21 protein-coding genes are annotated in these 21543 nt (G+C 68.5%); 18 read left to right on the top strand and 3 right to left on the bottom strand.

The window, feature by feature from the left end; all coding sequences use genetic code 11:
* The first annotated feature begins 11 nt into the window (after positions 1–11).
* The 14 genes from OHB49_RS14975 (at position 12) to OHB49_RS14910 (ending at position 12727) form a co-directional block, all read left to right on the top strand.
* Positions 12–659: an L-threonylcarbamoyladenylate synthase gene (locus OHB49_RS14975; RefSeq protein WP_030915951.1), complete on the top strand. Its 648-nt coding sequence runs from the start codon at positions 12–14 to the stop codon at positions 657–659.
* Positions 656–1297, top strand: coding sequence for an arsenate reductase/protein-tyrosine-phosphatase family protein (locus OHB49_RS14970; RefSeq protein WP_030915954.1), 642 nt, complete (start codon positions 656–658; stop codon positions 1295–1297). Before OHB49_RS14975 ends, OHB49_RS14970 begins: the two co-directional genes overlap by 4 nt.
* Positions 1298–1394: 97 nt before the next feature.
* On the top strand, positions 1395–2660 hold the full coding sequence (gene glyA, locus OHB49_RS14965; RefSeq protein ID WP_030971543.1) for a serine hydroxymethyltransferase: 1266 nt from the start codon (positions 1395–1397) through the stop codon (positions 2658–2660).
* A 92-nt stretch (positions 2661–2752) separates the two neighbouring features.
* Positions 2753–4138: an MraY family glycosyltransferase gene (locus OHB49_RS14960; RefSeq protein WP_030971541.1), complete on the top strand. Its 1386-nt coding sequence runs from the start codon at positions 2753–2755 to the stop codon at positions 4136–4138.
* 262 nt (positions 4139–4400) lie between these two features.
* Complete coding sequence (locus OHB49_RS14955; RefSeq protein WP_030971539.1) at positions 4401–4838, top strand: hypothetical protein; 438 nt, start codon at positions 4401–4403, stop codon at positions 4836–4838.
* Between the two features lie 225 nt (positions 4839–5063).
* On the top strand, positions 5064–5891 hold the full coding sequence (atpB, locus tag OHB49_RS14950) for a F0F1 ATP synthase subunit A (protein WP_030971537.1): 828 nt from the start codon (positions 5064–5066) through the stop codon (positions 5889–5891).
* 74 nt (positions 5892–5965) lie between these two features.
* Positions 5966–6196: an ATP synthase F0 subunit C gene (gene atpE / locus OHB49_RS14945; RefSeq protein WP_030915976.1), complete on the top strand. Its 231-nt coding sequence runs from the start codon at positions 5966–5968 to the stop codon at positions 6194–6196.
* Between the two features lie 51 nt (positions 6197–6247).
* Positions 6248–6781: a F0F1 ATP synthase subunit B gene (locus OHB49_RS14940; RefSeq protein ID WP_371797265.1), complete on the top strand. Its 534-nt coding sequence runs from the start codon at positions 6248–6250 to the stop codon at positions 6779–6781.
* The gene (locus tag OHB49_RS14935; RefSeq protein ID WP_329160792.1) at positions 6778–7593 is read left to right on the top strand and encodes a F0F1 ATP synthase subunit delta; all 816 of its coding nucleotides are present in this window, start codon (positions 6778–6780) and stop codon (positions 7591–7593) included. Before OHB49_RS14940 ends, OHB49_RS14935 begins: the two co-directional genes overlap by 4 nt.
* A gap of 133 nt (positions 7594–7726) precedes the next feature.
* Positions 7727–9298: a F0F1 ATP synthase subunit alpha gene (gene atpA, locus OHB49_RS14930; RefSeq protein WP_030971531.1), complete on the top strand. Its 1572-nt coding sequence runs from the start codon at positions 7727–7729 to the stop codon at positions 9296–9298.
* Between the two features lie 3 nt (positions 9299–9301).
* Positions 9302–10216: a F0F1 ATP synthase subunit gamma gene (locus OHB49_RS14925; RefSeq protein WP_329160789.1), complete on the top strand. Its 915-nt coding sequence runs from the start codon at positions 9302–9304 to the stop codon at positions 10214–10216.
* Positions 10216–11658, top strand: coding sequence for a F0F1 ATP synthase subunit beta (atpD, locus tag OHB49_RS14920; RefSeq protein ID WP_030971529.1), 1443 nt, complete (start codon positions 10216–10218; stop codon positions 11656–11658). Before OHB49_RS14925 ends, atpD begins: the two co-directional genes overlap by 1 nt.
* 110 nt (positions 11659–11768) lie before the next feature.
* A complete protein-coding gene (locus OHB49_RS14915) occupies positions 11769–12143 on the top strand; it encodes a F0F1 ATP synthase subunit epsilon (RefSeq protein WP_030971528.1) in 375 nt (124 codons plus the stop codon).
* A gap of 137 nt (positions 12144–12280) precedes the next feature.
* The gene (locus OHB49_RS14910; RefSeq protein ID WP_030971527.1) at positions 12281–12727 is read left to right on the top strand and encodes a DUF2550 domain-containing protein; all 447 of its coding nucleotides are present in this window, start codon (positions 12281–12283) and stop codon (positions 12725–12727) included.
* Between the two features lie 180 nt (positions 12728–12907).
* Here OHB49_RS14910 and OHB49_RS14905 read toward each other — a convergent pair whose 3' ends face one another.
* Together OHB49_RS14905 and OHB49_RS14900 are read right to left on the bottom strand one after the other, a co-directional pair.
* On the bottom strand, positions 12908–14779 hold the full coding sequence (locus OHB49_RS14905) for a glycoside hydrolase family 18 chitinase (protein ID WP_329160786.1): 1872 nt from the start codon (positions 14777–14779) through the stop codon (positions 12908–12910).
* Positions 14780–15098: 319 nt separating this feature from the next.
* Positions 15099–15671 carry a cob(I)yrinic acid a,c-diamide adenosyltransferase gene (locus OHB49_RS14900; protein ID WP_030971525.1) on the bottom strand — a complete coding sequence of 191 codons (573 nt, stop codon included), beginning with the start codon at positions 15669–15671 and terminating at the stop codon, positions 15099–15101.
* 302 nt (positions 15672–15973) lie between these two features.
* Between OHB49_RS14900 and OHB49_RS14895 the strand changes: the two genes are divergently transcribed.
* From OHB49_RS14895 to OHB49_RS14885, 3 genes are all read left to right on the top strand, one after another.
* The gene (locus OHB49_RS14895; protein WP_030971524.1) at positions 15974–16822 is read left to right on the top strand and encodes a 3-hydroxyacyl-CoA dehydrogenase family protein; all 849 of its coding nucleotides are present in this window, start codon (positions 15974–15976) and stop codon (positions 16820–16822) included.
* Positions 16823–17048: 226 nt separating this feature from the next.
* Entirely contained in the window at positions 17049–17372 is a 324-nt protein-coding gene (locus OHB49_RS14890) for an STAS domain-containing protein (RefSeq protein ID WP_030916001.1), read from the top strand.
* Between the two features lie 231 nt (positions 17373–17603).
* Entirely contained in the window at positions 17604–20084 is a 2481-nt protein-coding gene (locus OHB49_RS14885) for an ATP-binding protein (protein ID WP_329160781.1), read from the top strand.
* Between the two features lie 89 nt (positions 20085–20173).
* Here the strand turns inward: OHB49_RS14885 and nucS are convergent, their stop codons facing one another.
* Positions 20174–20845: an endonuclease NucS gene (nucS, locus tag OHB49_RS14880; RefSeq protein ID WP_329160780.1), complete on the bottom strand. Its 672-nt coding sequence runs from the start codon at positions 20843–20845 to the stop codon at positions 20174–20176.
* A gap of 271 nt (positions 20846–21116) precedes the next feature.
* Here nucS and OHB49_RS14875 point away from each other — a divergent pair, with 271 nt between their 5' ends.
* On the top strand, positions 21117–21509 hold the full coding sequence (locus OHB49_RS14875) for an SCO5389 family protein (protein ID WP_030971516.1): 393 nt from the start codon (positions 21117–21119) through the stop codon (positions 21507–21509).
* Positions 21510–21543 lie beyond the last annotated feature (34 nt).

Below are 21543 nucleotides of genomic sequence, written 5' to 3'. Positions count from 1 at the left end.
GAGGCCGGCTGATGGCACGGCGATACGACTGCAACGACGCGACCGACCGTACGACGGGTCTGCGCGAAGCCGCGTCCGCCGTGCGCCGCGGCGAACTGGTCGTGCTGCCCACCGACACCGTGTACGGGATCGGTGCGGACGCCTTCAGCTCCGAGGGCGTCGCCGACCTGCTCGACGCCAAGGGCCGCGGCCGCAATATGCCCACCCCTGTCCTGATCGGCTCCCCGAACACCCTGCACGGCTTGGTCACGGACTTCTCCGAGCAGGCCTGGGAGCTCGTCGACGCCTTCTGGCCCGGCGCCCTCACGCTCGTCGCGAAGCACCAGCCGTCGCTCCAGTGGGACCTCGGCGACACCCGCGGCACCGTCGCCGTCCGGATGCCGCTGCACCCGGTCGCCATCGAGCTGCTCACCGAGGTCGGTCCGATGGCCGTCTCCAGCGCCAACCTCACCGGACACCCGTCTCCCGAGGACTGCGACGCCGCCCAGGAGATGCTCGGCGACTCCGTCTCCGTCTACCTCGACGGCGGCCCGACCCCCGGCATCGTGCCGTCCTCCATCGTCGACGTCACCGGCAAGGTGCCGGTACTGCTGCGCGCCGGTGCGCTCTCCGTCGAGGAACTCCGCAAGGTGGTACCAGACCTCGAGGTGGCCAATTGACCGCCCCTGAGGGGCGTGGCATAGCGGGGCGGACCGACACTTTCCGCATCCTCCACGTCAGCACCGGCAACGTCTGCCGCTCGCCCATCACCGAGCGGCTGACCCGCCATGCCCTGGTGGACCGCCTCGGCGATCCGCTCAGCGGCGGCCTGATCGTGGAGAGCGCCGGCACGTGGGGGCACGAAGGCGCCCCCATGGAGGCCAACGCCGAGATCGTCCTGGCCGACTTCGGCGCCGACGCCACCGGCTTCGTCGGCCGGGAACTGCTCGACGAGCACGTGATCCGTGCCGACCTCGTCCTCACCGCCACCCGCGACCACCGCGCCCAGGTGATCTCGATGGGTCACTCGGCCGGCCTGAGGACGTTCACGCTCAAGGAATTCACCCGGCTGGTCCGGGCCATAGACCCCGCGACGCTGCCCGACCCGCGCGACGAGGGCGTCGTCGAACGCGCCCGCGCCCTGGTCCGTGCGGCAGCCGCGCTGCGCGGCTGGCTGCTGGCCCCCACCGCCGAGGCCGACGAGGTGTACGACCCGTACGGCGCCCCGATCACGTTCTTCCGCTCCGTCGGCGACGAGATCAACCAGGCCCTGGAGCCGGTGGTCACCGCACTGACGGGTGTACCGGCCCCGCACTGACGCGTCCGGGGGCAGCGCGCAGCAGGCAGCGAGCCGGGTACTGGCCTACCTTGGATCTGACGCCAGCGCACCCCCGTCCCAGGCCCGGAGCCGTCAGATGTCGGTCACCACCCCCGCCGCACCCACCTCCGCCCACGTCACCGCCCTGCCGCAGGACTTCGCAGCCCTGATCCGGGAGGACCCGGAGATCGCCGATGTGCTGCTGGGGGAGCTGAACCGGCAGTCGAGCACCCTGCAGCTGATCGCCGCCGAGAACTTCACCTCGCCCGCGGTCCTCGCCGCCCTCGGCTCACCGCTCGCCAACAAGTACGCCGAGGGATACCCCGGCGCCCGCCACCACGGCGGCTGCGAAATGGCCGACGCCGCCGAATTCATCGCCGTCCAGCGGGCCACCACGCTCTTCGGAGCCGAGCACGCCAACGTCCAGTCGCACTCCGGCTCCTCGGCCGTCCTCGCGGCGTACGCGGCGCTGCTGCGCCCCGGCGACACGGTCCTCGCGATGGGACTCCCGTACGGCGGACACCTCACCCACGGCTCGCCTGCCAATTTCTCCGGCCGCTGGTTCGAGTTCATCGGCTACGGGGTCGACTCCGACAGCGGTCTGATCGACTACGAGCAGGTGCGCACCCTGGCCCGCACCCACCGGCCCAAGGCGATCGTCAGCGGCTCGATCTCGTACCCGCGTCACCCCGACTACGAGGTGTTCCGTGAGATCGCCGACGAGGTCGGCGCGTATCTGATCGCCGATGCCGCACATCCGATGGGGCTGATCGCCGGGGGAGCCGCGCCCAGTCCCGTCCCATATGCCGATGTGGTGTGCGCCACCACGCACAAGGTGCTGCGCGGGCCGCGCGGCGGCATGATCCTGTGCGGCGCGGAGCTGGCCGAGCGGATCGACCGGGCCGTCTTCCCCTTCACCCAGGGCGGGGCGCAGATGCACACGGTCGCGGCCAAGGCGGTGGCGTTCGGGGAGGCGGCGAGACCGGCGTTCACGGGGTACGCCCACCAGGTGGTGGCCCATGCGCGGGTGCTGGCGGCCGGTCTGGAGGCCGAGGGCTTCGAGGTGACCACCGGCGGCACGGACACCCATCTGATCGTCGCGGACCCGGCGCCGCTCGGCGTGGACGGCCGCACCGCCCGCGAGCGGCTCGCGGCTGCGGGCATGGTGCTGGACACCTGCGCGCTGCCGTACGGGGACGCCCGGGGCATCAGGCTCGGCACCGCCGCCGTCACCACCCAGGGCATGGGCGACGCCGACATGGCGCGGATCGCGGTGCTCTTCGGGGCGGCCGTACGTGAGGAAGGCGACGTCCGCGCAGAGGTAAAGGAACTGGCAGGGAAATATCCCCCCTATCCGGGGTAGACGTGGCTCGTGCAACCATCAGCCGTACCTCCTTGTCCTCAACCATGAGGCCGACGTAGTTAAGGTGTGGGCTGAGATGGCCGGCGATATCTGTGGGGCAGCCCGTGCGTGATTACTTGCTGACACTGTGTGTCACGGCCGCGGTGACCTATCTGCTGACCGGTCCGGTGCGGAAGTTCGCGATCGCGGTCGGGGCGATGCCCGCGATCCGTGCGCGTGACGTGCACCGAGAACCGACACCGCGGCTCGGTGGCATCGCCATGTTCGGCGGGCTGTGCGCCGGACTGATCGTCGCGGACCATCTGTACAACCTCGACGGCGTCTTCCAGCTCTCCAACGAGCCGCGGGCGCTGCTCTCCGGTGCCGCCCTGATCTGGCTGATCGGCGTCCTCGACGACAAGTTCGAGATCGATGCGCTGATCAAGCTCGGCGGGCAGATGATCGCCGCCGCGGTCATGGTCATCCAGGGTCTGACGATCCTCTGGCTGCCGATCCCCGGCATCGGCACGGTCGCCCTCACCCAGTGGCAGGGCACGCTGCTCACCGTCGCACTGGTCGTCATCACGATCAACGCGGTCAACTTCGTCGACGGCCTGGACGGTCTGGCGGCCGGCATGGTGTGCATCGCCTCCGCCGCGTCCTTCCTGTACACGTACCGGCTCTGGTACGGGCACATGATCGAGGCCGCCGCCCCGGCGACGCTGTTCACCGCGATCCTGATGGGCATGTGCCTCGGCTTCCTGCCGCACAACATGCATCCCGCCCGGATCTTCATGGGCGACTCCGGATCGATGCTGATCGGCCTCGTGCTGGCGGCCGGCGCGATCTCCGTCACGGGCCAGGTCGACCCGGACGCGATGAAGCTCTTCGCGGGCAGTGAGCGTGAGGCGACCCACGCGATGCTGCCGGTCTTCATCCCGCTGCTGCTGCCGCTGACCATCATCGCGATCCCGGCGGCCGACCTGGTGCTGGCGATCGTGCGGCGTACCTGGAACGGTCAGTCGCCGTTCGCGGCGGACCGTGGCCATCTGCACCACCGGCTGCTGGAGATCGGCCATTCGCACAGCAGGGCCGTGCTGATCATGTACTTCTGGTCGGCTCTCATCGCCTTCGGGACGGTCGGTTACTCCGTGCACTCGGCGTCGCTGTGGATCGTGCTGGTCATCGTGGGGCTGAGCGCGGTGGGCCTGGTCCTGCTGCTGATGCCTCGCTTCACCCCGCGCGCACCGCGCTGGGCGGAGCGTTTTGTGCCGCCTCGTTACCGCCGCCGAGGCCACCGCGGCGAGGAGCCGGGAGCCACGCCCTCGTCTGCGTACGGGACCCAACAGGAGCCCAGGGAAGCGCAGATGGGGCAGGACGCGGACGAGCCCCAGGGGCGGCGCCGGGTCGTCGCGGGAGTCTCCGGCGTCAACGGAGCGACCGCGATCGGCCCCCGTTCGCGTCTCCCGGAGAGACACAAAGCCGATACGGCCCGCTAACGATTCGGGCAGCGAAGGGCATTACCAGACAAAGCGTTGAGTTGTCTTGCTCACACGCGCGGGTTAACTCTCATGTGTGACAGCGACCACACTTTCTTGGTAAAGACCTCATCAAATAGTTTGTGATACCGTTCACTAAGCCCGGTGACGGAGCCGAAGGAGCCTGATGAGAGGCTCTGTCGGCCCGAGGTATCGACCCGAACCGGGCCTACGCTCGTCCATGACGACACACTGCCCACCCCCTGCAAGCGGAGCTGCCGCCATGCCGTCCAACGACGTCCGGACTCTCCTTCAAGCCGCCGTACCCACCGCTGTCGCCGGCGCTGTTGCCGCCGCCATCAGCGGTGGCGTTGCCGGCGGCAAGGGAGCCCTGGGCGCGGTCGTTGCGACGATCGTGGTGATCCTCTTCATGGGGATCGGCCTCATGGTCCTGCAACGGACCGCGAGGTCCCTGCCCCACTTGTTCCAGGCGATGGGGCTGATGCTGTATACAGCCCAGCTCCTGCTGCTGTTCATCTTTGTGGCCGCATTCAAGAACACGACGCTGTTCAACCCGAAGGCCTTCGCGATCACGCTGGTTGCGACGACTCTCGTGTGGATCGGCGCACAGGCGCGTGCGCACATGAAGGCCAAGATCCTTTACGTCGAGCCCGAGTCCCACCAGGGCGACAAGCCCAAGAACACGGGCTCGCAGACGTGAAAGGTAGGGGCGGAATAAGTGCACGTTCCGGACCCTGCTATCGTCCGGTTCCAACTGCGGCACTGCGGGCGCGGGCATGTGAGCTGACGCCTGCTCGATCGCGAGGCTCAATGCCTGACTGCCGCTCACACATCCGTAACACCAGTCCAGTGCCGAACCGCGGCTCCACGCCGCGCCGACACAACGAGGTTGCCGTACCTATGCGCCACGCTGAAGGAGCCCGCGGTGAGTGCTGACCCGACACAGGTGCTCGCCTTCGAGACCGATTGCCACATCTTCGCCGACAACGGTTGTGGCTTCCCGGCACCCGGCTTGCACTCGTTCCTGTTCGAGCCCCTCTGGGGCGACGCGGACAGCAACCTGTACTTCAACAAGCCGATGCTGCTGGCCCTGCTCGGCTCGATCATCGTCGTCGGTTTCTTCTGGGCCGCCTTCCGTAAGCCGAAGGTCGTCCCGGGCAAGCTGCAGATGGTCGCCGAGACCGGCTACGACTTCATCCGTCGCGGCATCGTCTACGAGACGATCGGCAAGCGTGAGGGCGAGAAGTACGTCCCGCTCGTTGTCTCGCTGTTCTTCTTCGTCTGGATGATGAACCTCTGGTCGATCATCCCGGTCGCGCAGTTCCCGGTGACGTCGATCATCGCGTACCCGATCGTCCTGGCCCTGATCGTGTACGTCCTGTGGGTCAGCCTGACCTTCAAGCGTCACGGCTTCGTCGGCGCCTTCAAGAACTTCACCGGGTACGACAAGTCGCTCGGCCCGGTGCTCCCGCTGGCCATGCTCATCGAGTTCTTCTCGAACCTGCTGGTCCGCCCCTTCACCCACGCGGTCCGACTCTTCGCGAACATGTTTGCAGGCCACACGCTGCTGCTGCTGTTCACGATCGCCAGCTGGTACCTGCTCAACGGCATCGGGATCGCCTACGCGGGCGTCTCCTTTGTGATGGTCATCGTGATGACCGCGTTCGAGCTCTTCATTCAGGCGCTGCAGGCGTACGTCTTCGTGCTCCTGACCTGCACCTTCATCCAGGGCGCGCTCGCCAAGCACCACTGAGCATCTCGCGCTCCGACCCTTATTCGTCCGGTGGCCAACCCCCACCGGTCCGTGAAAGAGAAGGAAGAACTGGCATGTCCCAGACCCTTGCTGCCGTCAGCGGCTCCCTCGGCTCCATCGGTTACGGCCTCGCCGCCATCGGCCCCGGCGTCGGCGTCGGCATCATCTTCGGTAACGGCACCCAGGCTCTCGCCCGTCAGCCCGAGGCTGCCGGTCTCATCCGCGCCAACCAGATTCTCGGCTTCGCCTTCTGTGAGGCGCTCGCCCTCATCGGTCTGGTCATGCCGTTCGTCTACGGCCAGTGATCTTCGGATCCACGACCAGCCCACTAGACGAAAGGCAATGACGTGAGCCAGATGCTTACGGTCGCGGCTGAGATGGAAAACCCTCTCATCCCGCCGATCCCCGAGCTCGTCATCGGCCTCATCGCCTTCCTCATCGTCTTCGGCTTCCTCGCCAAGAAGCTCCTCCCGAACATCAACAAGGTTCTGGACGAGCGCCGCGAGGCCATCGAAGGCGGTATCGAAAAGGCCGATGCGGCCCAGACCGAGGCCCAGAGCGTTCTTGAGCAGTACAAGGCTCAGCTCGCCGAGGCCCGTCACGAGGCCGCGCGCCTGCGCCAGGAGGCACAGGAGCAGGGCGCCGTGATCCTGCAGGAGATGCGGGCGGAAGGCCAGCGGCAGCGCGAGGAGATCATCGCTGCCGGCCACGCCCAGATCGAGGCCGACCGCAAGGCTGCGGCCGCTGCGCTGCGTCAGGACGTGGGCAAGCTCGCCACCGACCTGGCCGGCAAGCTCGTCGGCGAGTCCCTCGAGGACCACGCCCGGCAGAGCGGCACCGTCGACCGTTTCCTCGACGAGCTCGAGGCGAAGGCCGAGGCTGTCCGATGAACGGCGCGAGCCGCGAGGCACTGGCTGCCGCACGTGAGCGTCTCGACGCGCTGACCGACAGCACGTCGGTCGACGTGGCGAAGCTCGCCGAGGAGCTGGCCGCCGTCACGGCGCTGCTCCAGCGCGAGGTCTCACTGAGGCGGGTCCTGACCGACCCGTCGCAGGCCGGTGAGGCCAAGGCGGAGCTGGCCGGACGACTGCTGCGCGGTCAGGTGGGCGGCGAGACCGTCGACCTGATCTCCGGCATGGTCCGCTCCCGCTGGTCGCAGTCGCGTGACCTGGTCGACTCGGTCGAGGAGCTGGCGAACATCGCAGACCTCACCGTCGCCCAGCGCAGCGGAGACCTCGACGACGTCGAGGACGAGCTGTTCCGGTTCGGCCGGATCGTGGCTTCCGACAAGGAGCTGCGCGCCGCGCTCACCAACCGGTCCGCGTCCACCGCCGCCAAGGGCGAGCTGCTGCGCAGCCTGCTCGGCGGCAAGGCGCGGCCCGTCACCGAGCGCCTCATCGTGCGGCTTGTGACCCAGCCCCGGGGACGTAGCCTGGAAGCGGGACTCGAGTCCCTCTCCAAGCTTGCCGCGGAGCGCCGGGACCGCATGGTCGCCGTGGTCACGTCGGCAGTGCCGCTGAGTGATCAGCAGAAGCAGCGCCTCGGTGCCGCACTGGCGAAGATCTACGGTCGGCCGATGCACCTGAATCTCGATGTGGACCCGACGGTCCTCGGCGGGATCGCGGTGCGGGTCGGTGACGAGTTGATCAACGGCACCATCGCGGAGCGCCTCGACGAGGCGACCCGTCGCATGGCCGGCTGACGCAGCGCAGCAACAGAACAAGCAAGACCAGCGGCCCGGTTGGGCCGTGCAGAAATTGCAGAAGATTCCTGGGGGTCGGCCCCCAGACCCCCTTAAGAAACTTCGGGCCCAACAAGGAGAGCAGGGAACCCAGATGGCGGAGCTCACGATCCGGCCGGAGGAGATCCGGGACGCGCTGGAGAACTTTGTCCAGTCGTACAAGCCGGACGCGGCCTCGCGCGAGGAGGTCGGTACGGTCAGCGTTGCCGGCGACGGCATCGCGAAGGTCGAGGGCCTTCCCTCGGCCATGGCGAACGAGCTGCTGAAGTTCGAGGACGGAACCCTCGGTCTCGCCCTCAACCTCGAGGAGCGCGAGATCGGTGCGATCGTCCTCGGCGAGTTCAGCGGAATCGAGGAGGGCCAGCCGGTGCAGCGCACCGGTGAGGTGCTCTCCGTCGGCGTCGGCGAGGGTTACCTCGGCCGCGTCGTCGACCCGCTCGGCAACCCGATCGACGGTCTCGGCGAGATCGCGACCGACAGCCGCCGCGCCCTCGAGCTGCAGGCCCCTGGCGTCATGGTCCGTAAGTCGGTGCACGAGCCGATGCAGACCGGCTACAAGGCCGTCGACGCCATGGTGCCGATCGGCCGCGGCCAGCGTCAGCTGATCATTGGTGACCGTCAGACGGGTAAGACCGCTCTGGCCGTCGACACGATCATCAACCAGCGCGACAACTGGCGCTCGGGCGACGTGAACAAGCAGGTGCGCTGCATCTACGTCGCCATCGGTCAGAAGGGCTCCACCATCGCCTCCGTGCGCGGTGCCCTCGAAGAGGCCGGCGCGCTCGAGTACACGACCATCGTCGCCGCCCCGGCGTCCGACCCGGCCGGCTTCAAGTACCTTGCGCCGTACACCGGTTCGGCCATCGGTCAGCACTGGATGTACCAGGGCAAGCACGTCCTGATCATCTTCGACGACCTTTCGAAGCAGGCCGACGCCTACCGCGCCGTGTCGCTGCTGCTGCGCCGTCCGCCGGGCCGTGAGGCCTACCCGGGCGACGTCTTCTACCTCCACTCGCGTCTGCTGGAGCGCTGCGCGAAGCTCTCCGACGAGATGGGTGCCGGTTCGATGACGGGCCTCCCGATCGTCGAGACCAAGGCGAACGACGTGTCGGCGTTCATCCCGACCAACGTCATCTCCATCACCGACGGTCAGTGCTTCCTGGAGTCCGACCTGTTCAACGCCGGCCAGCGTCCGGCTCTGAACGTCGGTATCTCGGTCTCCCGTGTCGGTGGCTCCGCCCAGCACAAGGCCATGAAGCAGGTCTCCGGCCGTCTCCGTGTGGACCTCGCCCAGTTCCGCGAGCTGGAGGCGTTCGCCGCCTTCGGTTCCGACCTGGACGCGGCCTCGAAGGCGTCGCTGGAGCGCGGCAAGCGCATGGTCGAGCTGCTGAAGCAGGCCCAGTACCAGCCGATGCCCGTCGAGGAGCAGGTCGTCTCCGTCTGGGCCGGTACCACCGGCAAGATGGACGACGTCCCGGTCGAGGACATCCGTCGCTTCGAGAGCGAGCTGCTGGAGTACCTGCGCCGTGAGCGCAAGGACCTCCTGACCAGCATCGCCGAGGGCGGCAAGATGTCGAACGACACGCTGCAGTCGATCGCCGACGCGATCGCCGCCTTCAAGCAGCAGTTCGAGACCTCGGACGGCAAGCTCCTGGGCGAGGGCTGATCGATGGGCGCTCAGCTTCGCGTTTACAAGCGCCGCATCCGCTCCGTCACCGCCACGAAGAAGATCACCAAGGCGATGGAGATGATCGCCGCCTCGCGCATCGTCAAGGCGCAGCGCAAGGTGGCGGCCTCGATGCCGTATGCCACCGAGCTGAACCGTGCGGTCACCGCGGTGGCGACCGGTTCCACCACCAAGCACCCGCTGACCACCGAGGCCGACGCTCCGGCGCGGGCCGCGATCCTGCTCATCACGAGCGACCGCGGTCTGGCCGGCGGTTACTCCGCCAACGCCATCAAGGCGGCGGAGCGACTGACCGAGCGGCTGCGCGGTGAGGGCAAGGAGGTCGTCACGTATGTGATCGGCCGCAAGGGTGTCGCCTACTACGGCTTCCGCGAGCGCAAGATCGCGGATTCGTGGACCGGCTTCACTGACAGCCCGACGTACGCGGATGCGAAGCGGGCCGCTGCCCCGATGATCGAGGCGGTCACCCAGGAGACCGCCGAGGGCGGCGTGGACGAGCTGCACATCGTCTTCACCGAGTTCGTCTCGATGATGACGCAGAACCCGGTGGACAACCGGATGCTGCCGCTCAGCCTCGACACCACGAAGGAGGAGGACGGCAAGGGAGAGATCCTGCCGCTCTTCGACTTCGAGCCGTCGGCGGAGGACGTCCTCGACGCCCTGCTTCCGCGGTACGTCGAGAGCCGGATCTACAACGCACTGCTGCAGGCCGCTGCTTCCGAGCACGCTGCCCGCCGCCGCGCGATGAAGTCGGCCACCGACAACGCCGGGGAGCTCGTCAAGAGCCTCTCCCGGCTTGCCAACGCGGCCCGCCAGGCCGAAATCACCCAGGAAATCAGCGAGATCGTCGGTGGTGCCAGTGCGCTGGCCGACGCGACCGCGGGGAGTGACAAGTAATGACGACCACAGTTGAGACGGCCGTTGCCACGGGCCGCGTCGCCCGGGTCATCGGCCCGGTCGTCGACGTGGAGTTCCCCGTCGACGCCATGCCGGAGATCTACAACGCGCTGACTGTCCAGGTGGCCGACCCGGCCGAGGACGGCAAGCTGAAGAAGCTGACGCTCGAGGTCGCCCAGCACCTCGGCGACGGCGTGATCCGCGCGATCTCGATGCAGCCCACCGACGGTCTGGTCCGCCAGGCCCCGGTGACGAACACGGGTTCCGGCATCACGGTGCCGGTCGGCGAGATGACCAAGGGCAAGGTGTTCAACACCCTTGGTGAGATCCTGAACAAGCCCGAGGCCGAGTCCGAGGTCACCGAGCGCTGGCCGATCCACCGCAAGGCGCCCAGCTTCGACCAGCTCGAGTCCAAGACCGAGATGTTCGAGACCGGCGTCAAGGTCATCGACCTTCTCACCCCGTACGTCAAGGGTGGAAAGATCGGTCTGTTCGGTGGTGCCGGTGTCGGCAAGACCGTTCTGATCCAGGAAATGATCTACCGCGTCGCCAACAACCACGACGGTGTGTCGGTGTTCGCGGGCGTCGGTGAGCGTACCCGTGAGGGCAACGACCTCATCGAGGAGATGGCCGAGTCGGGCGTCATCGACAAGACGGCGCTTGTCTTCGGTCAGATGGACGAGCCCCCGGGCACCCGTCTGCGGGTCGCGCTTGCCGGTCTGACCATGGCGGAGTACTTCCGCGATGTGATGAAGCAGGACGTGCTCTTCTTCATCGACAACATCTTCCGGTACACCCAGGCCGGCTCCGAGGTCTCCACGCTGCTCGGCCGTATGCCGTCCGCAGTGGGTTACCAGCCGAACCTGGCCGACGAGATGGGTCTGCTGCAGGAGCGCATCACGTCGACCCGCGGTCACTCGATCACCTCGATGCAGGCGATCTACGTCCCCGCGGACGACCTGACCGACCCGGCCCCGGCCACCACCTTCGCCCACCTCGACGCGACGACGGTTCTTTCCCGTCCGATCTCCGAGAAGGGCATCTACCCGGCCGTGGACCCGCTGGACTCCACGTCCCGGATCCTGGACCCGCGTTACATCGCGCAGGACCACTACGACACCGCCATGCGGGTCAAGGGAATCCTGCAGAAGTACAAGGACCTCCAGGACATCATCGCCATTCTCGGTATGGACGAGCTCGGCGAGGAGGACAAGCTCACGGTCTTCCGCGCCCGTCGCATCGAGCGCTTCCTGTCCCAGAACACCCACGTCGCCAAGCAGTTCACGGGCGTGGACGGTTCGGACGTTCCGCTCGACGAGTCGATCGCCGCGTTCAACGCGATCGCCGACGGTGAGTACGACCACTTCCCGGAGCAGGCGTTCTTCATGTGCGGTGGCATTGAGGACCTCAAGGCCAACGCCAAGGAGCTCGGCGTCTCCTGAGCCCATGGCTCACCGAGGGGGGCGGGTGCGTCCCGTCCCCCTCACCACGCCCCGTAGAATTGACCCAACACCCGGCTGCAACGGCCGGGTGGTGACCCGAGGAGCCACTCTTGGCTGCTGAGCTGCACGTCGAGCTGGTCGCCGCGGACCGCAGTGTCTGGTCCGGCGAGGCCACCCTGGTCGTCGCGCGTACCACGTCCGGCGACATCGGCGTCATGCCCGGTCACCAGCCGCTTCTCGGTGTGCTGGAGTCGGGCCCGGTGACGATCCGTACGAGCGAGGGCTCAACCGTAGTCGCGGCTGTGCACGGCGGTTTCATCTCGTTCGCGGACGACAAGCTGTCGCTGCTGGCGGAGATCGCCGAGCTGGCGGACGAGATCGATGTCCAGCGCGCCGAGCGTGCGCTGGAGCGTGCGAAGTCGGAGACGGACGGCGGCGCCGAGCGTCGCGCCGATGTCCGACTCCGTGCGGTGGCGGTGCGTTAAGCACCCCGCCGAATGTTTTTACCCTCAGCCGCGGCCCGAACTGGAACTCTCCAGACCGTGCCGCGGCTGAGGCGATGCAGGTGCAGTTGCAGTCCGGGCGGTATCCGTTACTCGACGATGCGAGGAGGTCGGTGGAGATGGTCCTCGCTTTGTGGGTGTGCGGCCTGGTCGTCGTACTGGTCGCGGTGGGTCTCTTCGTCTTCGGCCTGCGCCGACGGCTGATCCAGCGCTCCGGCGGGACGTTCGACTGCAGCGTGCGGTGGAATGTGCCGGCCGAGCCCGATCTCTCGGGCAAGGGCTGGGTGTACGGCGTCGCCCGGTACAGCGGTGACAAGATCGACTGGTTCCGGGTCTTCTCGTACGCTCCCCGGCCCCGCCGGGTACTTGAGCGTTCCGCGATCGAGGTGGTCGCCCGGCGGTTGCCCGAGGGCGAGGAGGAGCTGGCGCTGCTCTCCGACGCCGTCGTGCTCGGCTGTCTCCACCGCGAGACCCGCCTGGAGCTGGCGATGAGCGAGGACGCCCTCACCGGTTTTCTCGCCTGGCTGGAGGCGGCTCCGCCCGGCCAGCGAGTCAACGTCGCTTGAGAAGGGGCCTCGTCGGCAGGGGGTCCCCCGGATGAAGTCCGGAAAGCTGAACGTGGCTTGAGGGCCCGTACGTACGGGCCCGGCCACGGACACAACGAAGAACCGGGGAGACAGGGGGCGGACCTGTCTCCCCGGCTGCTTTTCGGGGTTACGCGCTGTACTGCACGAGGACCGCGGTGACTACCTCAGGCCGCTGTCGATCGCGCTGACGAGTTCACCGTTGCTGGTGTCCCCGCTGAACTCCCAGAAGAACGCCCCCTTGAGGCCCTGGTTCTTCACGTAGGTCATCTTCCCGGCGATGGTGGCCGGGGTGTCGTAGCTCCACCAGTTGCTGCCGCACTTGGCGTAGGCGGTGCCCGCGATGGTGTCGGTGGCCGGGCAGCTGGTCTTGAGCACCTTGTAGTCCTCGATGCCCTGCTCGTACTTGCCGGGCGCGGGACCGGTCGCCGAGCCGCCCGGGGTGGCCTGGGTGACGCCGGTCCAGCCGCGCCCGTAGAAGCCGATGCCGAGGTTCAGCTTGCTGCCCGCGATGCCCTTGCCCTTGAGCTTGGTGATGGCGGCGTCGCTGTTGTAGCCGTCCAGCGGGATGCCGCTGTACGAGGTGAGCGGGGAGTGCGGGGCGGTCGGGCCGTCCGCGTCGAAGGCGCCGAAGAAGTCGTACGTCATCACGTTGTACCAGTCGACGTACTGGGCCGCGCCCGCGTAGTCGGCCGCGTCGATCTTGCCGCCGGACGAGGCGTCGGCGGTGATGGCCGCGGTTACCAGGTTGGAGCTGCCGAACTTCGTCCGCAGCGCGGAGACCACGGTCTTGAAGGCCGAGGCGCCGCTGCTGTCACAGGACAGACCACAGGCGTTGGGGTATTCCCAGTCGATGTCGATGCCGTCGAAGACATCGGCCCAGCGCGGGTCCTCGACCAGGTTGTAGCAGGAGTTGGCGAAGGCGGTGGGGTTCTGCGCGGCCTGGGTGAAGCCGCCGGACCAGGTCCAGCCGCCGAAGGACCAGATGACCTTGAGGCCCGGGTGCTTCTTCTTCAGCTCGCGCAGCTGGTTGATGTTGCCGGCCACCGGCTGGTCCCAGGTGTCGGCGGTGCCGTCGACGCTGGAGGCCGCGTCGTAGGTCTTCTGGTAGGCGGCGTAGGCGTCGCCGATCGCGCACTGGCCGCCGGCGACGTTGCCGAAGGAGTAGTTGATGTGCGTGATCTTGGCGGCGCTGCCGCTGGTCTCCAGGTTCTTGACGTGGAAGTTGCGGTCGTAGACGCCCCACTCGGTGAAGTAACCGAGCTTGACCTTGCTGCCGGGATCGGGGTTTCCTCCGCCGCCCGTGGTGTGCACGGCCACCGAGCCGCTGGCCGGGCCCGTCTGGTCGGCGGTGTCACGCGCCTGGATCGTGTACGAGTAGTCGCTGCCGGCGGTCAGCCCGCTGTCGGTGTAGGTCAGGCCGGTGACCGTGGTGACCTTGTTGCCGTTGCGCAGCACGTCGTAGTTCTTGATGCCGTTGTCGTCGGTGGCGGCTGTCCAGGTGAGCTTCACACCGGTGTCGGTGATGTTGCTCGCGGTCGGAGTGCCGGGCGCGGAGGGGGCGTTGTCGCCGGGGACGCTGCCGCCGTCACAGGAGGCGCCGTTCAGCTTGCAGCCGGTGGGGGCGCCGGGACCGGCGCCGTTGAAGCCGAAGCTGACGCTGGCGCCGGGGGCGACCGTACCGTTCCAGCCGACGTTCTTGGCGGTCCAGTGGGTTCCGGAGCTGGTGACAGTGGCGTCCCAGGCGGACGTGACCGACGTGCCGGAGGGGAAGTCCCACTCGATGGTCCAGGAACTGAGGGCGGTGGTACCGGTGTTCTTCACCGTCCACTGACCCTCGAAGCCGGTGCCCCAGTCGGACTTCTTGACGTATGTGGCGGTCGCCGAGGTGGCGGCCTGGGCGGGGGCGGCCAGTCCGACCATTGCGGCGAGGGGGAGCAGTAGTGCGGTGAGGCCGGCCATCGCCTTCGTACGGGTGGTGGTGGCCAGGCCGAATCTGAATCTGGTTCGGCGTAGGGGGGTCTCGGTGCTCAACGGTGCTCCTCGGGTGAGGTCCGGACAAACGGGGGTGGTCCGTGGACTGCAACCCTGCGCCGCCCTGAGCCCGCTTTGTCATGGCGCGCTCACCGCAGTGTGTTCGGTGAGGTTAGGAAGGTCTGGACCAATCGTCAAGAGGTCTGGACCAAAGATCGGAAGTAAACCTCAAATGCCCAACTCCTGTACCGGAAGCGTCGCTTGGGGCCGGCCGCGCGGCCTGAACGTCCCCACGACCGGCCGACGTGCCCTTCGATGGAGCGGAACGGGCCCGGCCGGCGGCCGAGGACATCAGCCGAGCCGGGCGGACCCCCTTTACCTACCGCTCGCCGCCCGGCACCCACAGCACGTCGCCGAGTTCCTTGTTCGCCGTCCTCGCCAGGATGAACAGAAGGTCGGAGAGGCGGTTGAGGTAGGTCGCCGTCAGTGCGTTCATCACGTCACCGTGCACTTCCAGCGCCGCCCAGGTGGACCGCTCGGCACGCCGGACCACCGTGCATGCCTGGTGGAGCAGCGCCGCCCCCGGCGTACCGCCCGGCAGGATGAAGCTCCGCAGCTTCTCCAGGTGCTCCAGGAAGTGGTCGCAGTCCGCCTCCAGCCTGTCGACGTAATTCTGCTCGACCCGCAGCGGCGGATACTTCGGCTTCTCGGCGACCGGCGTCGACAGATCCGCGCCCACGTCGAACAGGTCGTTCTGTACGCGGACGAGGACTTTCACGACCTCTTCCGGCAATTGGCCGAGCGCGATCGCCGTACCGATGACGGCGTTGGCCTCATTGGTGTCCGCGTACGCCGAGATCCGCAGATCGGTCTTGGCGGTGCGGCTCATGTCGCCGAGGGCGGTGGTGCCCTGGTCGCCGGTACGGGTGTAGATGCGCGTCAGATTGACCATGCGGCCGAGCCTATCCGGGCCCTTTCCCGCTCCGGTGGTCCGGAACACGTGCTGACGCGCACGCCATGAGAACCTCACGGCTTCCTCGGCGTCAGGGTGCTCAACTGCGCGCGGTGCGCCACCGAATGACGCGTAGCGGTGTGATGTCCGTCATGTGAGACGTGACGCGTATCTCTTCACCGCCCCAGCGCGCCCCACGGGTACTAATCTCCGCCGGAGAGCATGTGAACAAGCGTTACGAAAATGTCCGTGGAGCCGTCGTGGACGTCGGCCGTCGAGGATTGACACAAAGGGGTGCGAACGTGGCCAGGAAGCTCGCCGTCATCGGGGCCGGACTCATGGGGTCCGGTATCGCGCAGGTCTCCGCCCAGGCGGGCTGGGACGTCGTGCTGCGTGATGTCACCGACGAGGCCCTGGTCCGTGGGCGCGACGGCATCAAGGCCTCGTACGACAGGTTCGTCTCCAAGGGCAAGCTGGAGGCGGCCGACGCCGACGCCGCGCTGGCCCGCATCACCACGACCACCGACCTCGACGCGGTCGCCGACGCGGATGTCGTCGTCGAGGCCGTCTTCGAGAAGCTCGAGGTCAAGCACGAGATCTTCCGGGCCCTCGACAAGATCGTGCGGGACGACACGGTCCTCGCGTCGAACACCTCCGCCATCCCGATCACCAAGATCGCGGCCGTCACGGAGCGCCCGGAGCGCGTCGTCGGTGTGCACTTCTTCTCGCCGGTCCCGATGATGCAGCTCTGCGAGCTGGTGCGCGGCTATAAGACGAGCGACGAAACGCTCGCCACCGCACGGGAGTTCGCCGAGTCCGTCGGCAAGACCTGCATCGTCGTCAACCGTGACGTCGCCGGGTTCGTCACCACCCGGCTGATCTCGGCGCTGGTCGTCGAGGCTGCCAAGCTGTACGAGTCGGGCGTCGCCACGGCCGAGGACATCGACACCGCCTGCAAGCTGGGCTTCGGTCACGCCATGGGGCCGCTCGCGACGGCGGACCTCACCGGCGTCGACATCCTGCTGCACGCCACGTCCAACATCTACACCGAGTCGCAGGACGAGAAGTTCGCCGCTCCCGAGCTGATGCGCCGGATGGTCGATGCAGGTGACATCGGCCGCAAGAGCGGGCAGGGCTTCTACACCTACTGATCGTTCTCGGCCCCCGGGCGCTTGATCCGCCGTCGATCACGCCCGGGGGAGACGGGGGTAACTCCCCGGCTGCGGTGGTCCTTGAGCGGGCCGGCGTCACTCCACGGAGTGAATTCGGTATCGGTTCGCTTACAGACGGAAACTTCCCTGTCGTTGTCGCAGTCAGTTGTGACAGAGACAGAAACAGACAGACGACCGTGCCATGGAGCATTTCCGGGGAGCGCATATGCACATCAGGGGCGACCACGCCGAGCTGGTCGTCGGGGGCCGCCTCGACGTCCGAAGCGCGGCGGACGCCCGTACGGTCCTGCATTCGGCCCTCGACGACGGGGTCGGCGACCTGATTCTCGACCTGACCGAGCTGGATTCCTGGGACGCCACCGGTCTCGGCGTCATCATGGGCGCGCACCGCCGGGCCGGGCGGGCCGGGCGGCGGCTGGTGCTCCGTGGTGTGCCGCCGCAGATGCAGCGCCTGCTGGTGGCGACGAGACTGCACCGCATTCTGGCGATCGAAGGCGGAATCGCCGCGGACTCCCTGCCGCGGGTTTAGTACGGGCGTGGGGGCGCTCGTCCACCTGCCCGAACCCACACAATCCTCACGAGACCGTGATGTCCTGGACGGCGCGGCACCCCGATGGTTCGTAGATACTGTGCGAAGGTTTAGGGTTCGGCCGTCCACCGATTGACGGAACCCATGCGGCGGATACCGGACCGGAAGCGACAGCAGGGCGTGCGAGGCCGGGAGGGGCAACCGTGCGCGACGCGTCTGGGGGGTTTGGCGATGGACCCGACACACCGGGGGCCGGAAGTTTTCGGCCATGACAATGACGGCTACGGCGAGGACACCGGCCGACGGCGGTCCCGCGACCCGCTGAGCACCGAATTCGGTCAGCAGCCGCAGCAGCAGGCTCGCGTCGTGCAGCTCTTCCCCGGCGACTTCCTGCTCACCGTCAACCCGGTCGACGGCAGCGAGGTCGAGCTGTGCCCCCCGGGGGAGCAGCCCGCCGCTCCGGTCCGCCGCAACCCCGCCGAGCGCACCGACCGCGAGCGCGCGGCCGCTCCGCCCGTGCCGCCGGGACCCCCCTCCCCCCAACTGCCGCTCCTGGAGCGCGCAGAGGAGCGTGAGCGGCTGGCGCGCCTGCTGGGGCGCGGCCGCTCGGTGCGGCTCACCGGACCGGCCGGATCCGGACGCACCGCGCTGCTGAACGCCGTCGCCGCCGACTGCGCGGACCTCGCACCGGATGGAGTCGTACGGCTCTCCGGCCACAAGCGCACCGCCACCGACCTGCTGTACGGGCTCTACGAGGCGGTCCTCGACGCACCGCTGCTGCGCCCCGACCGTGCCGCCCTCCTCGAACAGGTCCGGGGCATCGGGGCCGTCGTCGTCCTCGACGACCTGGAGTTCGGCGGGACCGCGCTGGAGGAACTGCTCGACGCGACGCCGGAGTGCGCGTTCCTGCTCGCCGCGACACCCGACATCGCCGCACCCACCGCCGACTCGCACCTCGAAGAGGTCTTCCTCGCCGGGCTGGGCCGCAGCGCCTCGGTCGAGCTGCTGGAACAGGTCGTCGAACGGTCGCTCACCGAGGACGAGGCGAACTGGGCAGGCGACCTCTGGTTCGAGTCCGAGGGGCTGCCGCTGCGCTTCGTCCAGGCGGGCGCCCTGCTGCGCCAGCGGGACATGCTGCGCACCGACCCCACCGCGTACGACGAGCACGGCTACTTCGACGGCCGGCCCGTCGACGATTCCTTCGACGCCTTCGGCCAGGACGCCGACGGCCACGACGTACCGCTGCCGAGCCTCGGCGAGGGTGCCGCGCCCGCCGCGCTGCTCGCCTCCCGGCTCAGCGGGCCCGCGCGCGACACCCTGCACTTCGCGGTCGCGCTCGGCGGCGAGGTGCCGCACCAGGCGCATCTGCCGGCGCTCGTGGGAGACACCCACGCCGATGCCGCGCTCGGCGAGCTGGCCGGCTGCGGACTGCTCTCCCCGGCGGGTTCCCGCTATCGGCTGGCCGCAGGCGTCCTCGCCCAGCTGGAGGCCGCCGGATACGGCGAGGACGCGGCCGACCGGGCCCGTACGGCGGCCCAGCACTATGCCTGGTGGTCCGGGCACCCCTCGGTCACCCCTGCCCGCGCGGTGGCCGAGGCCGACGCGATCATCGCGGCCATGACCCAGCTGGTCCCCGGCGACGGGGCCGGACAGGCCAGTGCAGCCGTGCTGCTGGCCCGCAGCGCCGCCCCCGCCTTCGCCGCCGGGCTGCACTGGGGCGGCTGGGAGAAGGCCCTGCGGCTCGGCCAGGAGGCTGCCAGGATCGCCGGCGAGGTCGCCGAAGAGGCCTACTTCCACCATGAGTTGGGCGTCCTCGCGCTCTGTACCGGCAACCTCGACCGGGCCAGGGCCGAGCTGGAGGCCTCGATCGGTATGCGCGGCGCGCTCGCCGACAAGTCCGGGGCGGTGGCCGGACGCCGCGCGCTCGCCCTGGTCTCCGACCGCTCAGGCGGACAGGTGCCCGGCAGCCGCCCGTCGGGTGAGGAAACGCCGGCCGCGCGGTACGAGGAGTCGGCGCGCCCGCCCGTGACCGTACCGGTGAGCGGGCCGAAGGCCGCGCCGCGTAGGTCCGAGGACGAAACCGCGCTGATATCCCGGGTCGCCCCGGCAGCAGGCACCGGTGCGTCCGGCGGCCGCAAGGCTGCCGTGCTGGGCGGCGCCCGGCGCAATGTCGTCGCCGCGGGTGCCGGCGTCGTGCTGGCCGCCGTGCTCGGCACGGTCGTGACGCTCGGCATGACGTCCAGCAGCGACGCCCAGGACGGCGGCGGCGTCACGACCGAGCAGCCGGCCGACGAGGACGGCATCGACGGCGGGTTCCCGGCCGACGAGCCGACGGACGCCTCGACACCGCGCAAGGGCTCGTCGAGCGGGAGTCCCTCGGCGCCGGGTCCGTCCGGAAGTCGGGCCACCCCGAGCGGCAGCGGTGCGCCGTCCACGGGATCGACCGGGCCGAGCGACAGCCCGTCGTCGTCGGGCAGGCCGCCGACCGGGAGGCCCAGCACACCGGGGACGCCCACCAAGTCGCCGACCAAGTCCCCCACTAAGACTCCGACCACACCCACGCCGACCCAGACCCCGACGGAGCCGACGGAAAGTCCCAGTCCGACCGAGACGGACCCGGAACCGACCACGCCGGACACGTCCGTCTCGGCGAGCGGCCCGTCGGCGACGACGAGCGAGTCCGGCACCACGGTGGAGCCGACGGCGGCCTGAGACGGGACCGGTACGGACAGGCACCCGTACGCGCAAGGCCCCGGACCGCCGATGTGCGGTCCGGGGCCTTGCGTATGCGGAGGACGGCGTCAGAACAGCCGCAGCTTGTCGTCCTCGATGCCGCGCATGGCGTCGTAGTCGAGGACCACACAGCCGATTCCCCGGTCCGTCGCCAGCACCCGGGCCTGCGGCTTGATCTCCTGCGCCGCGAAGATGCCCTTCACCGGGGCGAGATGGGGATCGCGGTTGAGCAGTTCCAGATAACGGGTCAGCTGCTCCACACCGTCGATGTCACCACGGCGCTTGAGCTCGACGGCGACGGTCTTCCCGTCGGCGTCCCGGCACAGGATGTCGACCGGGCCGATGGCGGTGGGGTACTCGCGGCGGATCAGGGTGTAGCCCTCACCGAGGATTTCGATCCGGTCGGCGAGCAGCTCCTGCAGGTGCGCTTCCACGCCGTCCTTGATGAGACCGGGATCGACGCCCAGCTCGTGCGACGAGTCGTGGAGGATCTCCTCCATCGTGATGATCAGTTTCTCGCCCGCTTTGTTCACCACGGTCCAGACGCCGCCGGTGTCGTCGGCGCCCTCCTTCAGCGTGCAGGGCGGTGACATCCAGTTGAGGGGTTTGTACGCCCTGTCGTCGGCGTGGATCGAGACGCTCCCGTCCGCCTTGACCAGGATGAGACGGGGAGCGGAGGGCAGGTGGGCCGTGAGCCGGCCCGCGTAGTCCACGGAGCAGCGGGCGATGACGAGACGCATGGTCGGCAACGCTACTCGACGACGGGTGCTCCACGCGATTCTCCCTCCGGCAACCCACCACCACCGCCTGTCACAGCCCTTCCCGCCCGCGGGCTTGCCCCTCTTTGCGCACCTTCGTTATTGGCCGGTTGTGTTCCCAATCTCCTGGTGCGGCCCGGACTGCACCCTTACCGTGGAAGCAGGAGGTCGCCGTGTGTGTACGCTGCGTCGCCGTCCTCCTTCCCTGCCCGTAAGGCCCCGGCCGTCCGCCGGGGTCGCGAGAGGAGAACCCATGTCGCTCGACGTCTCACCGGCGCTGTTGGAACAGGCCGAGCGAGGCGAGGTCGACGAAGCCGACTTCGTCGACTGCGTCCGGACCTCCCTGCCCTACGCATGGGAGATGATCAGCTCTCTGGTGGCCCAGCTGAAGGTCGACGGCGGAGAGTTCGCCGACAACCAGACGCCGCCGCCGGACGAGCAGGCACGTGGTCAGCTGTTGCGTGCGCTCGCGAGTGATGCGATACGCGGCGCGCTGCAGCGGCACTTCGGGGTGCGCCTGGCATTCCAGAACTGCCACCGCGTCGCGGTGTTCCCGCTGGACGCCTCGGTCGACGAGCGGTTGGCCCGATTCACCTCGGTGAGAGGCCAGTTGCTCAACCAGTCGCCCGAACTACGGGACTGCTGAACGCTTCTGCTGCCGCTCCGGGCCGCGGGAGGTG

Origin of the sequence: Streptomyces sp. NBC_01717 (genome assembly GCF_036248255.1) — a bacterium.
GTDB lineage: Bacteria > Actinomycetota > Actinomycetes > Streptomycetales > Streptomycetaceae > Streptomyces.
The sequence above is the reverse complement of the archived record's forward strand: the minus strand, read 5'-3'. Positions and strand labels throughout refer to the sequence as shown.

Bases quoted from the DNA above. Each gene is read 5' to 3' on its own strand.
- OHB49_RS14975 (WP_030915951.1), top strand. From the start codon at position 12: ATGGCACGGCGATACGACTGCAACGACGCGACCGACCGTACGACGGGT.
- glyA (WP_030971543.1), top strand. From the start codon at position 1,395: ATGTCGGTCACCACCCCCGCCGCACCCACCTCCGCCCACGTCACCGCC.
- OHB49_RS14955 (WP_030971539.1), top strand. From the start codon at position 4,401: ATGCCGTCCAACGACGTCCGGACTCTCCTTCAAGCCGCCGTACCCACC.
- atpE (WP_030915976.1), top strand. From the start codon at position 5,966: ATGTCCCAGACCCTTGCTGCCGTCAGCGGCTCCCTCGGCTCCATCGGT.
- OHB49_RS14940 (WP_371797265.1), top strand. From the start codon at position 6,248: ATGCTTACGGTCGCGGCTGAGATGGAAAACCCTCTCATCCCGCCGATC.
- OHB49_RS14935 (WP_329160792.1), top strand. From the start codon at position 6,778: ATGAACGGCGCGAGCCGCGAGGCACTGGCTGCCGCACGTGAGCGTCTC.
- atpA (WP_030971531.1), top strand. From the start codon at position 7,727: ATGGCGGAGCTCACGATCCGGCCGGAGGAGATCCGGGACGCGCTGGAG.
- OHB49_RS14925 (WP_329160789.1), top strand. From the start codon at position 9,302: ATGGGCGCTCAGCTTCGCGTTTACAAGCGCCGCATCCGCTCCGTCACC.
- atpD (WP_030971529.1), top strand. From the start codon at position 10,216: ATGACGACCACAGTTGAGACGGCCGTTGCCACGGGCCGCGTCGCCCGG.
- OHB49_RS14910 (WP_030971527.1), top strand. From the start codon at position 12,281: ATGGTCCTCGCTTTGTGGGTGTGCGGCCTGGTCGTCGTACTGGTCGCG.
- OHB49_RS14900 (WP_030971525.1), bottom strand. From the start codon at position 15,671: ATGGTCAATCTGACGCGCATCTACACCCGTACCGGCGACCAGGGCACC.
- OHB49_RS14890 (WP_030916001.1), top strand. From the start codon at position 17,049: ATGCACATCAGGGGCGACCACGCCGAGCTGGTCGTCGGGGGCCGCCTC.
- OHB49_RS14885 (WP_329160781.1), top strand. From the start codon at position 17,604: ATGGACCCGACACACCGGGGGCCGGAAGTTTTCGGCCATGACAATGAC.
- nucS (WP_329160780.1), bottom strand. From the start codon at position 20,845: ATGCGTCTCGTCATCGCCCGCTGCTCCGTGGACTACGCGGGCCGGCTC.
- OHB49_RS14875 (WP_030971516.1), top strand. From the start codon at position 21,117: ATGTCGCTCGACGTCTCACCGGCGCTGTTGGAACAGGCCGAGCGAGGC.